This window comes from Terrabacter sp. FW104-15G4B, assembly GCF_058790095.1.
Map to the genome: position 1 here is coordinate 160,019 of NZ_JBYTCI010000004.1, position 13,603 is coordinate 173,621.

11 protein-coding genes, 3 tRNA genes and 1 pseudogene are annotated in these 13,603 nt (G+C 67.9%); 9 read left to right on the plus strand and 6 right to left on the minus strand.

Going from position 1 to position 13,603, the window contains the following annotated elements; translation table 11 throughout:
* Window positions 1-5 precede the first annotated feature (5 nt).
* From AC3WRT_RS05460 to AC3WRT_RS05475, 4 genes are all read left to right on the plus strand, one after another.
* Window positions 6-1,256 (plus strand): YihY/virulence factor BrkB family protein, encoded by a 1,251-nt coding sequence (locus tag AC3WRT_RS05460; RefSeq protein WP_492720054.1) that lies wholly within the window; start codon window positions 6-8, stop codon window positions 1,254-1,256.
* A 90-nt stretch (window positions 1,257-1,346) separates the two neighbouring features.
* Window positions 1,347-1,419 (plus strand) — tRNA-Gly (locus tag AC3WRT_RS05465).
* Window positions 1,420-1,447: 28 nt separating this feature from the next.
* A tRNA-Cys gene (locus AC3WRT_RS05470) sits at window positions 1,448-1,518 on the plus strand.
* Window positions 1,519-1,554: 36 nt separating this feature from the next.
* Window positions 1,555-1,629, plus strand: a tRNA-Val gene (locus tag AC3WRT_RS05475).
* A 98-nt stretch (window positions 1,630-1,727) separates the two neighbouring features.
* Here AC3WRT_RS05475 and AC3WRT_RS05480 read toward each other — a convergent pair.
* The 4 genes from AC3WRT_RS05480 to AC3WRT_RS05495 all read right to left on the minus strand — a co-directional run bounded on the left by AC3WRT_RS05480 (window position 1,728) and on the right by AC3WRT_RS05495 (window position 4,656).
* The gene (locus AC3WRT_RS05480; protein ID WP_492720057.1) at window positions 1,728-2,945 is read right to left on the minus strand and encodes a site-specific integrase; all 1,218 of its coding nucleotides are present in this window, start codon (window positions 2,943-2,945) and stop codon (window positions 1,728-1,730) included.
* A complete protein-coding gene (locus tag AC3WRT_RS05485; protein WP_492720060.1) occupies window positions 2,908-3,117 on the minus strand; it encodes a helix-turn-helix domain-containing protein in 210 nt (69 codons plus the stop codon). The genes AC3WRT_RS05480 and AC3WRT_RS05485 overlap by 38 nt, the downstream gene beginning before the upstream one ends.
* Before the next feature lie 48 nt (window positions 3,118-3,165).
* A complete protein-coding gene (locus AC3WRT_RS05490; RefSeq protein WP_492720063.1) occupies window positions 3,166-3,390 on the minus strand; it encodes a hypothetical protein in 225 nt (74 codons plus the stop codon).
* A 741-nt stretch (window positions 3,391-4,131) separates the two neighbouring features.
* Window positions 4,132-4,656: a pyridoxamine 5'-phosphate oxidase family protein gene (locus AC3WRT_RS05495; RefSeq protein ID WP_492720065.1), complete on the minus strand. Its 525-nt coding sequence runs from the start codon at window positions 4,654-4,656 to the stop codon at window positions 4,132-4,134.
* Between the two features lie 533 nt (window positions 4,657-5,189).
* Between AC3WRT_RS05495 and AC3WRT_RS05500 the strand changes: the two genes are divergently transcribed.
* Window positions 5,190-6,212 carry a GOLPH3/VPS74 family protein gene (locus AC3WRT_RS05500; protein ID WP_492720067.1) on the plus strand — a complete coding sequence of 341 codons (1,023 nt, stop codon included), beginning with the start codon at window positions 5,190-5,192 and terminating at the stop codon, window positions 6,210-6,212.
* The gene (locus tag AC3WRT_RS05505) at window positions 6,173-7,420 is read left to right on the plus strand and encodes a nucleotide disphospho-sugar-binding domain-containing protein (RefSeq protein WP_492720069.1); all 1,248 of its coding nucleotides are present in this window, start codon (window positions 6,173-6,175) and stop codon (window positions 7,418-7,420) included. Before AC3WRT_RS05500 ends, AC3WRT_RS05505 begins: the two co-directional genes overlap by 40 nt.
* Window positions 7,421-7,682: 262 nt before the next feature.
* Here the strand turns inward: AC3WRT_RS05505 and AC3WRT_RS05510 are convergent, their stop codons facing one another.
* Window positions 7,683-9,803 carry a bifunctional lysylphosphatidylglycerol flippase/synthetase MprF gene (locus AC3WRT_RS05510; protein WP_492720072.1) on the minus strand — a complete coding sequence of 707 codons (2,121 nt, stop codon included), beginning with the start codon at window positions 9,801-9,803 and terminating at the stop codon, window positions 7,683-7,685.
* Window positions 9,804-10,098: 295 nt separating this feature from the next.
* Between AC3WRT_RS05510 and AC3WRT_RS05515 the strand changes: the two are divergent.
* A pseudogene (locus AC3WRT_RS05515) lies at window positions 10,099-10,350 on the plus strand (integrase core domain-containing protein); the annotation flags it as partial.
* 496 nt (window positions 10,351-10,846) lie between these two features.
* On the opposite strand, the gene AC3WRT_RS05520 reads toward AC3WRT_RS05515, so the two are convergent.
* Window positions 10,847-11,254: a VOC family protein gene (locus tag AC3WRT_RS05520; RefSeq protein ID WP_492720075.1), complete on the minus strand. Its 408-nt coding sequence runs from the start codon at window positions 11,252-11,254 to the stop codon at window positions 10,847-10,849.
* 230 nt (window positions 11,255-11,484) lie between these two features.
* Between AC3WRT_RS05520 and AC3WRT_RS05525 the strand changes: the two genes are divergently transcribed.
* Complete coding sequence (locus AC3WRT_RS05525) at window positions 11,485-12,036, plus strand: TetR/AcrR family transcriptional regulator (protein ID WP_492720077.1); 552 nt, start codon at window positions 11,485-11,487, stop codon at window positions 12,034-12,036.
* Window positions 12,037-12,327: 291 nt separating this feature from the next.
* Window positions 12,328-13,536 (plus strand): IS110 family RNA-guided transposase, encoded by a 1,209-nt coding sequence (locus AC3WRT_RS05530; RefSeq protein ID WP_492720080.1) that lies wholly within the window; start codon window positions 12,328-12,330, stop codon window positions 13,534-13,536.
* Window positions 13,537-13,603 lie beyond the last annotated feature (67 nt).

Consider the following 13,603-nt stretch of genomic DNA (forward strand, 5'->3'; position numbering starts at 1 on the left):
AGGCAATGAGTGCACGGACGAGGATGCGGGCAGTGCTGGCGAGGGTGCCGTGGGGTGTCCCGCTCGCACGGCTGGTCCGCGAGACCGTGCGGGTCTGTCTGCGCTACCGCGTGACCGGCCTGGCGGCCGAGGGCGGCTTCTTCATGCTCCTCAGCCTGCCGCCGCTCGTGCTCGGCCTCTTCGGCGGGCTCGGGTTCGTCGGAGACTGGATCGGGTCGCAGACCGTCCACAGCGTCGAGTCGGCCATCGAGGTGTACGCGTCACGCTTCCTCTCGGAGTCGAGCATCAAGCAGCTGCTCCTGCCGACCATCAACGACGTGCTACGCGACGGACGTGTCGACATCGTCTCCGTCGGCTTCCTGCTCTCGCTCTGGTCGGGGTCCCGGGCGCTTAACGTCTTCGTCGACACGGTCTCGATCATGCACGGGCAGAGCGGCGCCCGCGGCATCGTGCACATGCGCGCCTTCAGCCTGCTGCTCTACACGCTGGGGATCCTCTCCGCCATCGTCGTGCTGCCCCTGCTGCTGCTGGGTCCAGGACTGATGGCGTCCTGGCTGCCGGATGCTGCAGCCTCCGTGACGAAGGCGCTCTACTGGCCGGCTCTCACGGTTTTCGGCGTCGTCCTGCTCGCGACGATGTACCACGTGTCCACGCCGCAGCGCAGTCCCTGGCGGCGCGACGTGCCGGGCGCCGTCCTCGCCATGGCGATCTGGACCGGGGCGTCCTTCGTCGTGCGAATCTGGCTCGAGGCCTCGATGGGGGGGTCCTCGATCTACGGCCCGCTGAGCACCCCCATCGTCCTGCTCGTCTGGCTGTACGCCCTCGCCATCGCGATCCTGATCGGTGCCGGGCTCAACGCGGCAGTGAGCACGCTGTGGCCGGTCCAGCTGCACGACGGTGCCGACGTGCGCCTGGTCAACTGGGCGAAGGAGGGCGCTGGTGGCCTGCTCGGTCGCGGTGAGGTCGACGAGGAGACGAACGTGGGTGACAGCGTCAGCCTGCAGACGGTCGGTGACGGAGGGGCGACGCAGGCACAGTCGCGGCGTGGTCGCGAGCAGCAGTTCGAGCGCAGGGCTCGCCCGAAGCGACACGACCGGCAGGTGGCGTCCGACGCCGTGGGGGGTGGGTCACGGGGGTCCGCCGACGGTCCTGCCGACGGTCCTGCCGACGGTCCTGCCGACGGTCCTGCCGACGGTCCTGCCGACGGCTCACCGGCGGATGCAGACGCCTCCGGGCAGGCCTCGCAAAGGGCCTGATCAAGGCGCCGGAGCCGGTTTTGTATCTGGTGGACCGATCGGCTAATGTCTACCAAGCACGAGCGGGGAAGTTACACCGCTGGTGTTCCCGCGGACGTAGCTCAGTTGGTAGAGCGCAACCTTGCCAAGGTTGAGGTCGCCGGTTCGAGCCCGGTCGTCCGCTCGGAGGCAAAGATGTCCTTGCCTTCCACGGTGGAGTGGCCGAGAGGCGAGGCAGCGGCCTGCAAAGCCGCGTACACGGGTTCAAATCCCGTCTCCACCTCGGTTGAGACACCACGAAGTACCAGCAACACCCCACGGGCGATTGGCGCAGCGGTAGCGCGCTTCCTTGACACGGAAGAGGTCACTGGTTCAAACCCAGTATCGCCCACCAGCACAGAACAGCCCCTGACCAGCGGAAACGCCGGTCAGGGGCTGGGTTCGTTTCGGGTCCGATCCGGCCGAATGGCCGCTGCTTGACTAACTGCTTGACTAAGGATCCGGTTTCGAGGGCTCGTCGGGGCGGTCAGAAGATCTGTCGGGCGCCCGGAAGAGGCGGTCCATCGCCTCGGTCCCTTGGGTCAGTATGGGGCGCAGCTGCTTGCGGTAGACGGCCTCGGTCACGCTCGTGCTGCGGTGGCCGACGAGGCGCGAGATGTCCTCCAACGGCACTCCGGCGTCTGACATGAGTGACACGAAGCTGTGGCGCAGTTCCCGAGGCGTCCACGCCTGGTCATCGAGGGCGGCTCTGCTCACCACCGCACGGAAGGATCGCCGCACATTGGCGGGATCCAGCGACAGGCCCCCACGGGTGCAGAACACGAGATCGTGCTCCGGCCAGGCGTCCCCGATCTCGCTACGCCAGGCGTTCTGGGCATCGAGGTGGCGGCGGAGGGAGTCCACCGTCCGGTCCGGGAGCCGGAGGGTACGGCGTGAACGGCGGGTCTTCGTGTCGCCTCCTTCATGGACTGAACGCCACACTTGGATGCTTGGCGGCGGCGGAGGGTCGGCGTCGGGGTCTCCTTCGAGGTCGAGATGCGCCCACGTGAGGGCTCTGAGTTCTTCGGTGCGGGCGCCGGTCAGCAGGCTGACGGTCACATATGCCTCCATCTCGCTGCCCCCGACAGCCGCTAGGACGGCCGTCGCCTGGGCGAGGGAGAGGGCCTTTGACGGGAGGCCGGCCCTGCCATGCGGGACCTCGCAGTGGAGGGCGACATTGCGGCGGAGCCGGTCGCGAGCGACCTGTCGAGTCAAGGCTCGTCGCAAGATTGACAGCAGGCGTTGCAGCGTCGATCTGGCCAGGTCCGAGGATTTCCCCTTGAGCCATTGGTCCACGTCCTCGGCGGTCAGCTGGTGCAGTCTGCGCGCACCCAGGTCCGGGATGATGTGTTTCTCGGCAAGGATTCGGCAGGTCGTCACCGTCTTCTCGGATCGACCGCTCAGGCCGAACTCGAGCCAGTCCTCGACTGCGGCAGCTACCGTCGTCTGCGCAAACGCCGGGATGCCATCCTCGCGGTCCCGCAGCAGTTCCTTGAGCTTCGCCTTTGCCTCCGTCTTGGTCTTGCCAGTACCGGTCTTGACGATGCGCTTGCCGTTGGGCAGGAAGCCCACCTGGGCGGTCGCGACCCAGCGTTGGCGGCTCTCGGAGTAGTGGACGCCGCCTTCGCCCCGGCTACGCCGCGCCGCCATGGTGCTCGGCTTCGGACTCAAGCAGGGCCACGTAACGCTCCATGGCGTTGGCGGTCACGTAGCAGCGGCGGCCTTGGTGCACGGTCTCGAGGCGGCCGGCGCGAATTTGTTCGTAGATGACCGAGCGGCTCATGCTGAGCCGCGCCATCACGTCGGGGATGTTGTACAGGACGCGGTCGGCAACGGCTGTCATCAGGTCTCCTTCAAGTGGTCCTGCGATGCCAACAGGATCGACGGGCCACTACTTCCCAGCAGCGTCTTCTCCGATCAGCTCCTGCTCGAGGAGCCAGTCGACGGCGCGGCCTTTGGCGCGCATGTCGCGGAAGCCATGCCAGTGGGGGATGAGATCGGGAAATCCTCCAAGATCTGTTTCTTGAACCGACGAAAAGGCTCCTCGCCCTTCGAGCGCGGTGGCCAGACGCCGCCGGGCAGCTCCGTTGCTGAGGCCGTCGGCAAAGTCGACCATGTCCTGATACCAGATGTAGGACGGGAGGGTTCGATGAGGATGAGGTCCAGCTCGTCCACCTCGATGGGGTTCTCACCGTCGATGCCCGTGTCGCTGGTCCAGAAGACGACCTGGCCCGTGCGTGGATCCAGAAGCCATCGATGGTCATGGTTCGTCTGATCCGCCAGTGCGGCGGCGAATCTCCTCAACGTCCATGCTGTCCAAGTCGAGCACCCATTTAGCGTAGAACTGCGGGCCAGCGCTTCGGGCCTGTGACGCCCGTGAGCCCGTGGCACCGTTCTCGCGGCGGAGTCACGCGTCAAGTAGGCCGTTCCCTTCCGTCGGCTCAGAGGAGCGCCGAGACTGAATGTGTGCCGAACGTCGACGTTGTGTGGTCCCGGAGCGTCCAATATGCGGAGACACGTTCACGACCGCTACAGGTCTCGAGTTCACGTATCGAGTACCCGGCCAGTACCTGAGAGTGACTCGACGGGCGCGAGATCAGCCGCTCGCTCTCCCGCACCAACTTCGCTAGAGCCCTCGACGCGATGCCAGCCGATCGTCCGAGCGATATCTCGGACCGATAAGGCTCCGGCTACACCTGGGCAATCCCCATGGATCCTCGTGTGCGAGGCACCGACTGGTAGGCGCCCGGCCAGCCTCCGACGCCCTTCCGTCGGCGTCCTCGGCAGTCGTCGGACAAGTGACGCACTCAGCGAAGGCATGCCGGTCACGCAATTGGCGAACCACGGCAAGGACGCATCAGAACTGAAAGCGGGTCAGGCCGCCCGGTTCCGTCGCTAGGACGACGGTGGCCGAGCGTGGCTCGATGCGATACACATTCCACGGCGGCGGTCCCTGCGACGGTGCGTTGAACGGCGCAGTGATGCCCGACCCAGTCTCGTCGGGCTCCGCTGGCCAACCGCTGTCCGCCCAGGCCTTGGCGATGCGTGCCACTTGGCCAGGCTCGGTCACCCGGGTTGCGTCACCCTCGATGACCACGTCCGCGTCGCGGATCGACACCGCAACAGAACACCGAGGATCACGCGCGACGTTGCGCCCCTTGCGCGTACCCGCGCCTGTCTGGAACCAGAACGAGTCGTCCACCCAGACTGCACCGACCGCAGTCACATGGGGGCTGCCGTCCTCGTTGATGGTGCACAACCACGTCGTGCGCGTGTTCGCTGCGTCCGGAGCCGGGGCCGAACCCGCGTCGAGCTTCGCCACAACGGCGGCCCAATCCACCGGCGGCAGCCCATCCGCCTTTCCCAGATTGATGGTCTGCATCTCCCCAACGTACTGCCCCCTGGCGCCCCGGCAGGCCCCAATTTGCGACGAGAGGCCCGGGCATCGTGGAGGCGTTGGAGGCGAGCTAACAGGGATCCATGTGTCTCGTCTGGCTGGTCATCGGTGCGGGTCAGGCGGCCCGCTCCAAAAGTTCACACCTGACGCGGCGAATGACGCACGTTGGGGCTGGCGGCTCATGCCCGCAGATGGATGGCTTTGCGCTGTGTCTCATCTCGACGACAACGGCGCGGATGTTCTCGTGATGTTGGTTTCGTTGCCGGTCACCGTCAAGGCCGTGGCGACGAAGGTGGCGAGGTCGAAGCCCGTGCCGAGCCGTCCGGGGTCGCGACTGCCTGAGGTCGTTGGGTGGGAAGCCTTGATTGGAGCGTCCCCTGGGGCGGATCGCGACAACGGCTCACGGATTTGGAGGCGTACCCACGCATTCGCCTTGCACGGCCGGCTTCAACCGCAGGTGAAAGTGGCTCAATCTCGAGTCTGATTCCCCTGCGCGCCGCCCGGCGTGGCGTTTAACCATGACAGGTGGGAAAGCGAGCCGGGCCTATGCCCTTGCGATCCTGGACCCCGCACCAGCGGGTCGACGCCTCATCGCCGAGACCCACTGGAAGGCGGGCGTCGCCGGCGCCGCGATCCTCGACCTGGTCCGCAGCGGCGCCCTTGTGCTAGCCGAGGGCGCCCGGGGCCCAAGCTGGTCCGCGCGGTTCCTGGCCACCGGGCGCGGCCCGACAGAAGGCCCCGTCTGGGACGAGGTCCTGCGCCGCGTGGACGGTCACACGCCCAAGAGCGCCGTCGCCCGGATCGGGGGCGCGTCGAGCTGGACCGACCGGCTGGCTCTCTGGGACGAGATCACGGACCTTCTCTGCGCCGACAGTCTGGTCCGCCGTGACGAGCATCGGGTCCTGGGGCTGTTTCCCTCCGCCCGGTGGCCGGTGACCGACACTGCTGCCAGGTCGACCCTGCTGGACCGGGTTCGGGCCACCTTGGCCCGGGGAGCGACCAGCGATGACGTCGGACGGCTCTGCCACCACTCTGCTGTACGCGACGGACGCCCTCCCGAGAGTGTTCCCGCACGAGCCCAAGCGCTGGCTCAGGGACCAGGGGGAAGTCGTCTCGCGAGGGGATTGGGCCCCGGACGCGGTCCGGCGTGCCGTCACCGATGTGCAGGCCGCGGCCGTCGCAGCCGTGGCCGCCTCGTCGGTGTCCATCGCATCCACCTCCTGACGGCCTCGCTCACGCACGAGCGTTGCCCGCCTGTGGACGGTCCTCGACGATTGTGCCGACCGCTCGAGAACCGGCAGGCGTCCCGAGTGCCGGGGGCAGTGGGTCTCACTGCTCTCGAACATGCCGTCTTGCTGCTGTGGGTAGTCGGTATCGGCGCCATCGTGCATACCGGGCTCCAGAGGGGCTTCAGTATCCGGACCTGGGCCGCTCTTGCAGTGGGGGAGGCACTAGTCCAGCACGGGAAGCACAATGAGTTGTGGTCCCGTCGCGGTTTCTCGTGGTCGCCATCGACGGCGGCGGCACCCTGCCGCCGTTGATGGGCGTCGCCGCCGACCTTGTCAGGCGCGGGCACCCGGTCCGCGTCCTGGCCGATCCCACCGCGGAGGAGTCTGCCCGGGCCGCGGGCTGTGCCTTCAGCGCTTGGCGGACGGCGCCGCATGTCGGCTCCGTCGCGGAGCAGACCGAGTTGGTGGCTGACCTCGAGCGGGGCAGCCCGTTGCGCCAGCTGCGGGAAGTGAGGCGGCGATTGCTCGTTGAGCCCGCCGGGCTCTTCGCGCGTGACCTGCTGGACACGGTGGCCAGTCACCCTGCAGACGCCCTTCTCGTCGAGGGGATGGTGCCCGGGATCCTCGTTGGCGCGGAGGCTAGCCGACTGCCCTTTGCTGCCCTACTGGCCAACGTCTACGTGCGTCCGACCGTCGGCCTGCCACCCTTCGGTACCGGCTGGTCGCCGGCCAAGGGGCCGCTGGGCCGGGGTCGCGACACGGTGGCCCGGTACGCGATCCGGCGCGCCACTCGGGGAATGACGCCACACCTGAATGCGGTTCGCCTCGCCTACGGTCTCGATCCGGTCGAGGGAATGTTCGAGATGCTCGACCGCTGCCCCAGGGTGCTCGTCCTGACGAGCCCGTCGTTCGACTTCGCCACACCCCACCTGCCCTCGAACGTCCGCTACGTCGGGCCCCAGCTCGACGACCCCAGCTGGGCGGGCGACTGGCAGGACGCCGCGGATCAGACCCGTCCACTCGTGCTCGTCGCCCTGAGCTCCATCTACCAGGACCAGACGGAGACTCTCAACCGCATCGCCGCCGCTTTGGGTCGTCTGCCCGTCCGGGGCCTGGTGACGACCGGCCAGGCGGTCAGTCCCCGCGCCGTCTCCGCACCGGCCAACGTGCGGGTGGTTCAGGCCGCCCCGCACGGACAGGTCCTGCCACGGGCGGCGGCGGTCGTCACCCACGCAGGCCACGGAACCGTGCTCAGGACGCTCGCGGCGGGAGTGCCCCTCGTCTGCCTGCCGATGGGAAGAGACCAGAAGGACAACGCCGTCCGGGTCCTGCGGCTGGGGGCGGGCGTCCGGGTGGACCGGTCCGCAGCGCCGGAGCGGATTGCCGCAGCGGTGCTCACCGTGCTTGAGGACCCGCAGTATCGAAGGGCAGCGAGAGACTTCGCCGCGGTGCTTGCCGAGGAGGCCAGGACGGATCGGTCAGCGGCCGACGAAGCCGAGGCACTCGTCGGGTCGGGCTGACGCGTCCGGAGGACGAGCACCCCTGGTGGCTCGCATTCCGCCGAGCACAGACTCGGGGCGGACTGCACTGCGACACGTCAGGTCTTCCGGCGCGAGCTGGGATCTGTGGTGCCGGTGTTTCGCCGGCTTCCCTGCGACCGGCGCCCGTGCTGTTGTCGCCAAAGCACCCATCAAGCAGGTGCGGCAATGCGTACACATCCCTGCCAACGCGGCTACTCATGAGACGCGCCAGCCGCCGAAGCGCGACGGGCATTTCGCGCCGTCAGGCGTGCCCGGACCTGGCGAGCGCGACAAGGTCTCGCACACCCGCCTCCGGTAGATATGCCCGGCTCAGGGCCAGCCCGATTCGCGGCAGGGCCGCCTCATCGGGGAACACCAGGTACAACGGTTCGGGCCGCGGCTGGAACTTTGCCTTGAACGCGTGCAGCGACCGGAACCCGTAGTACGGCTCCAGTGAGGCCCCGAGCCGATTGAGGAACGTGTCGAGAGTCCCGGGGTCGAGACCTTCGTCGCCCCAGCCGGGCGCGGTCCTCGCGAGCGGCGCCCCGGACAGCGAAACGACGGTGCACCCCTCCTGTTTGAAGGTTTGGCAGGCCGAGGCGATGAGGAACTCCATGGAGTAGCGGAAGCCGCCCGGAAGTCGGCGCATGACGTCGAGCGTCCACCCGGCCGCTTCCCCGCCGCGCGCGGGGACCGGCATCCACGACGTGAGGCCGTGCACGGTCCCGTCGTCGTCGATCGCGAGCCCGACACGCACGGCGGGGTCGAGTGCCTCCTCGACTCCGCCGAGGGTGAAGCCCATCTCGGGCAGCCCCTTGTCCTCCACCCATTCGGACGAGATGGCTTTGACCTGCATCTGGATCCCGCGGGGCATCTCGGCGAGGGGGCCCAGCCGGAACCGCATGCCGAGCCTGCCCGCCTGGTTGAGCGCCGTGCGGACGTCCTGCCAGGCCTTGCCGACGAACTCCAGCGTCGGCAGGTCGATCCAGGCCTCCTCGGCGACTTGGAGGCAGTGCCACCCCTGGGCTTTCGCGCTGTCCGAGGCCTCCGAGGTCACCGTGAACAAGCACGGCACGAGTCCCTGGGCGTGGACGGTGTCGGCGAACGCCCCGAGGAGGGCCGATCGGTACTCCGCGGAGGCCGCCACGGGATCGCAGAGGCCGATCGCCACTCCCGCGTGCAGCCGGTAGGCGATGAAGCCCGGGGCGACAGCGGACTCGAACCACCGGTTTTCGGGCCAGGTCGTCATCCAAGCGAGCCGGTTGACCGTGCCGTACTCGCGCAGCAACGTTGCGGCGTGGGAGCGCTGCTCGTTGTCCGCGGGCGCGACGAGGCTCCCCGTCGTGCGACGCGCGCGGCGCGGCGAGGGGTTGCGGAACGCGCGACGCCCTACGAGGAGAACGGCCAGTCCCAACCCGTTCCCCGAGAGCTCCCAGACGGCCACGAGGAGCCCCTGCTCACGGCTGACGACCATGATGACGAGGGTCGCGACCTGGATTCCCATGACGACCACGAGCAGGCCGACCGCCCAGCGCCACGCACGTCGACGCCCCTTGTAGAGCGACCGCCCCAGCCACAACCAGAGCACAGCCTGAATCACGGCTGGGATCAGGTCTTGGTCGGCGAGCGCCTCCGCCCGCCCTTGTTCGGACAGCAGCGACACCCACGGTCCCTCGGCCGAGGTGAACGGCTGCAGAAAGACCTCGACCGCAGCGATGAGGAAGAAGCCCGATGCCAGGAGTCGGTAGTCGCGGCGCGTCAGCTGGCGCGCGGTCAGGGACGGTGCGCGGCCCAGCAGCATCGGACCGAGCGCCAGGCCCCACGCGACCGCGAGGACATGCTCAAGGTCGGCGAGTGAGCCCAAATGCATGGCCAGGAGTACGACGGCCGTGACGAGACCCGTACGCAACCGACCCCGCCACGGGGGTGTCAGAGTGACGGATGCCGCGGCGGCCGCACCGAGGAAGCCGGCTGTGGGGCCGGCATCGAGGCCGTGAGCGAGCGATGTGGTCCAGTGGTAGCCGTGGTCCCGGGTGAGCCAGAGCAGGCCCGCGGCCCCCACGACGCCCACGACGTGAGCGGTCACGAGAGCGATGGCGTATCGCCGCGTGCTGAGGCGCCACTCAGCGAAGCCGCCGAACACCACCAGCCCCAGCAGGATCGGCACGTACTGGATGGGCCGAGAGGCGAAGAAGGCCCCGGTCGCGACCGTCCACCAGCGCCCCTCATCGAACGCCGGGAGCCCATAGGCCGCGGAGGCGCGCAGCTGCTGGTCGAGAAGTGGGTGCCACAGGGTCCGGGTCACCACCGAGAGCGCGAGGATGGCGACGACGAGAACAGTGGTCAGTGGCAGGCGGGCCGTCACCGTCCAGGGACGGGACATGCCTCCATGCTCCCGCGCTCGGAGCGCGAGCGTCACGCAATCGGGAGACTCGTCAGCCAGGGCAGTGCGATCCAGGCACCGAGCGCGGCAACGCGATCATGATCGGCAACAGCAACCAGCTGCGGGAAGATTCTCTACGCCCACGAAGGGCACCGCGCTGCTCGATTGACTTGTCCGACGAGCGTACGGGTTCGACAACTCGGGCTATACGGAAACTCCGATTCAACTCCTTGAATAAGTTCTCCAAAACGCCCAACGTTAAGCGCCTGAAAAACCCTTCCACCAGCCGCACCATCACGGCATGGTCGGCCCCTTGGGGCGCGTAGGCGCGGCCGGCGATAACGCCGCCATGGAGTCGTTCTTCGCGCTGCTGCAGAAGAACGTCCTGAACCGTCGCTCGTGGGCCACCCGCGAACAGCTGCAGATCGCGATCGTCACCTGGATCGAACGCACCTACCACCGCCGCCGGCGACAAGCCGGTCTCGGGCGGTTGACCCCCGTCCAGTACGAGTTGATCATGACGACAACCGCCACCCTGGCGGCCTAACCGAAACTGTCACCCGTTCGTGCAGCAGACCCGAGCCACTGCCTGCCAAAGAGACTCTCGACGTAGCTCGAGAACTTGTGGGGGCGGGACGTCCATTCTCCGCCCACGAGGTGCTGGAGGCGCGTGGCCGCTGCGGCAGGCGATCCCTATGCGCAGCGCCACTGTCGCGGCGGAGTGACGCAAGTGCCGAGTGGCGCAGGTGCACATGGCTCCACCCGATGATGTGTCCGTCCGGGTGCGCGTCGCCGCTGGCCTTTGCCGCGCGAAATGACTCGGCTACCTCCGCGAGCATCTCTGCAAAAGGGAACCGGCCGTCGGACTGTTCGTCGTTCGTGCTCTCAATCACCTGAGTGTGAGAGGAAGACCCAACAGGCAGCGGTAACGACACGATCCTGTCGCCTCGGCAGAACTGGTTACGGCATGACCGGTAAACGCCTCACGCGGATCAAGGGATGCCAACTCCCGACAGGCGGACGTGGGCAAGGGTGACGGTGCCCTACTTGCCGAGGTACTTGTTGAACCGCTCGATCGCTTCCGGGGAGACTGGTGTGAAGAGATTGACGAGATTGCCGTCCGGGTCGCGGAAGAGGATTGACTTGTTGCCCCACGGCATCTGGGTCGGTTTCTGTTCCCACTGGCTCACGATTGGCTCGAGCCGCTCGAACTCGGCGTCGACGTCGTCGACGATCCACTCGATTATCACTGTCTCGTTGGTGGCCGGCCGGGCGGCGTCGTTGAACAGCGCCGCGGTGCTCGCATCGCCCAGAGCCAGGGTGCAGGAGGGGAATTGCAGCTCGGCGAACACTGGTGCCGGCCGGGAGGCCTGCACGCCGGTCACCTGTTCGTAAAAGGCGACCATGGTGTCGAGGTTGGCGGTGATGATTCGAACCGAACCGAGGTCCATAGACGTTCTCCACTCTGTGTTTTCGGGGCAGCGTGCCCTCAGCATGAGGTGCGCAACGCTACAGTAGCGTAGCGAACGTGTCATCGACGAGGAGGGAACCAGTGACGGGCAAGACTTCAAGAACTCGTGTTCGCGACACTGGGTTAGCGCAGGTCGAGAAGCCCAAGGCCGCGAAGGGAGCGGCCGCCCGGCCCGTGGAGGCGGAAGGTGCACCGTCAAAGGATCCGCGGGTGCTCCTGTCGCGCGAGCGGGTCCTGTCCACGACGCTGGAGCTGCTCACCGAGTCCGGCCTTGGTGGCCTGACCATAGAGGACGTGTCGAAGCGCTCCGGCGTGGCCAAGACGACGATCTACCGCCACTGGAGCAACCGGAATGCGCTCATCATCGACGCGTGCCGGCGAATGACCGACGGCGACCAGGCCCCACCGGACACCGGCTCGCTCGAAGGCGACCTGCGCGCCATTCTCACCGAGCTGGCGGACCTGCTCGCCACCGCCAGATGGTCCTCGATCATGCCTTCGATCATGGACGCCGCCGAGCGCGAACCCGAAATCGCCGAGCTCCACAGCCGGTTGCAGCTCTGGCACGCCGCGCCGATGCGCGCGGCCCTCGAGCGCGCCGTCGAACGAGGGCAGATCTCGCCCGACGTGGACATCAACGCCATGGCCTCGGCCCTACGCGGGCCGCTGTACTTCCGTCGCTGGTTCACGCGCGAGCCCATCAACGCGCCCTTCATCGAGCTCATGGTGCGTGGCGGCATGGTCGCCGTCGACCCGGGGTAGCAGGCAGTGCCGGCGACTCCGCGACCACATGATCCGGCGTGCGCAGCCGCCCTCAATGCGGCTACTTGTTTCATTGACGGTAGGACCGATGCCTGCGCAGGCTTCGGTTGAGGTGTCCCGGCTCGTCGCTCGCAAAACGCGGCTGCCCACGCCTTGTCGTGCGGCTCTGACATGGGTTGCGTCGCCCGGGCACCGCCGGGCAGGGGAGGCTCAAGAAGGGATTGCTCTGCTCGAAGTAGCGGTGCCCTCCACGCCCCACCATCCACAGGTTTGAGGGCAACGGAGGACGTCATGGAAGAGCAGGTGCAGCAGGCTCAACGGGTCGTGATCGGGATGGACCCGCACAAGCGCACGGTGACGATCGAGGCGATGACGGCCGACGAGAGGGTCGTGGGCGGTGGCCGGTTCGACACCACGGTCGAGGGCTACGCCTTAATGCTCGAGCACGTGACGGCGTGGCCGGATCGGGTGTGGGCGATCGAGGGCTGCGAGGAGATCGGTCGGCACATCGCGCATCGGTTGATCGCGGATGGGCAGGACGTGGTGGACGTGCCGGCGAAGCTGTCCGCACGGGCGCGGGTGTTCGCCACCGGGCAGGGCCGCAAGACCGACGCGACCGACGCGCACTCCGTCGCCCTGGTCGGCACCCGGATGGCCGGGCTGCGTCCGGTCGTGTCCGATGCGCAGCTCGAGGTGCTGCAGCTGCTGGTCGACCGGCGCCGTTCGATCGGGGACGAGCACACCCGCAAGGTCAGCCAGCTGCACCGGATCCTGTTGGAAATGCTGCCTGGTGGCGCGAAGAAGTACCTCTCCGCCGCCCAGGCCAGGACGATCCTGGCCGGGGTCCGACCGCGTGACGCGGTCGGGAAGACCCGTAAGCGTGTGGCCATGGAGCTGGTGGTCGACCTCGAGCGGATCTACGCGCGGAAGAAGGCCGCGGACAAGGAGCTGAAGGAGCTCGTCGCGGCGACCGGCACCTCGTTGCTGGGCCTGCACGGGGTCGGACCGTCGGGTGCCGCGCGGTTGCTGGTCGAGGTCGGGGACCTGTCCCGGTTCCCGGACCGCAACCACTTCGCCTCCTGGACCGGGACCGCCCCGATCGACGCGTCCTTGGGCGAGCACGTGCGGCATCGGCTCTCTCGTGGCGGGAACCGTCAGGTCAACCGGGTGCTGCACATCATGGCCACCGTCCAGCTGCGGACCGCGACCGAGGGCCGTGCCTACTTCGACCGGAAGAAGGCCGCTGGGACGAGCTCGATGGAAGCGATGCGCTGCCTCAAACGGCGCCTGTCCGACCTCGTGTACCGGACGATGCTCGGCGACTACGTCGCCGGCCGGATCACCACAGCGACGGGGCAGGTGACGGGCCCGGGAGGGCACCGGGGCAACGACTCTGACTCCAGCGCGGCCGGCTCACAACCCCACACCAGCTCTTCGGACAAGCCACTTCCCGGACCCGCCACCACCCACCCTAGAACCGTGCTTCCCGCCGCGTCTTGACACAGAGGGGAGCCATGACAGGAAGAGCGCTTCCGCGTTTCACGAGCGCAGTCATCGCGACCCGCTC

Coding starts and splice junctions, on each gene's coding strand:
- AC3WRT_RS05530 (WP_492720080.1), top strand. CDS start 12,328: ATGGAAGAGCAGGTGCAGCAGGCTCAACGGGTCGTGATCGGGATGGAC.
- AC3WRT_RS05495 (WP_492720065.1), bottom strand. CDS start 4,656: ATGCAGACCATCAATCTGGGAAAGGCGGATGGGCTGCCGCCGGTGGAT.
- AC3WRT_RS05510 (WP_492720072.1), bottom strand. CDS start 9,803: ATGTCCCGTCCCTGGACGGTGACGGCCCGCCTGCCACTGACCACTGTT.
- AC3WRT_RS05520 (WP_492720075.1), bottom strand. CDS start 11,254: ATGGACCTCGGTTCGGTTCGAATCATCACCGCCAACCTCGACACCATG.
- AC3WRT_RS05485 (WP_492720060.1), bottom strand. CDS start 3,117: ATGACAGCCGTTGCCGACCGCGTCCTGTACAACATCCCCGACGTGATG.
- AC3WRT_RS05490 (WP_492720063.1), bottom strand. CDS start 3,390: ATGGTCGACTTTGCCGACGGCCTCAGCAACGGAGCTGCCCGGCGGCGT.
- AC3WRT_RS05500 (WP_492720067.1), top strand. CDS start 5,190: ATGACAGGTGGGAAAGCGAGCCGGGCCTATGCCCTTGCGATCCTGGAC.
- AC3WRT_RS05460 (WP_492720054.1), top strand. CDS start 6: ATGAGTGCACGGACGAGGATGCGGGCAGTGCTGGCGAGGGTGCCGTGG.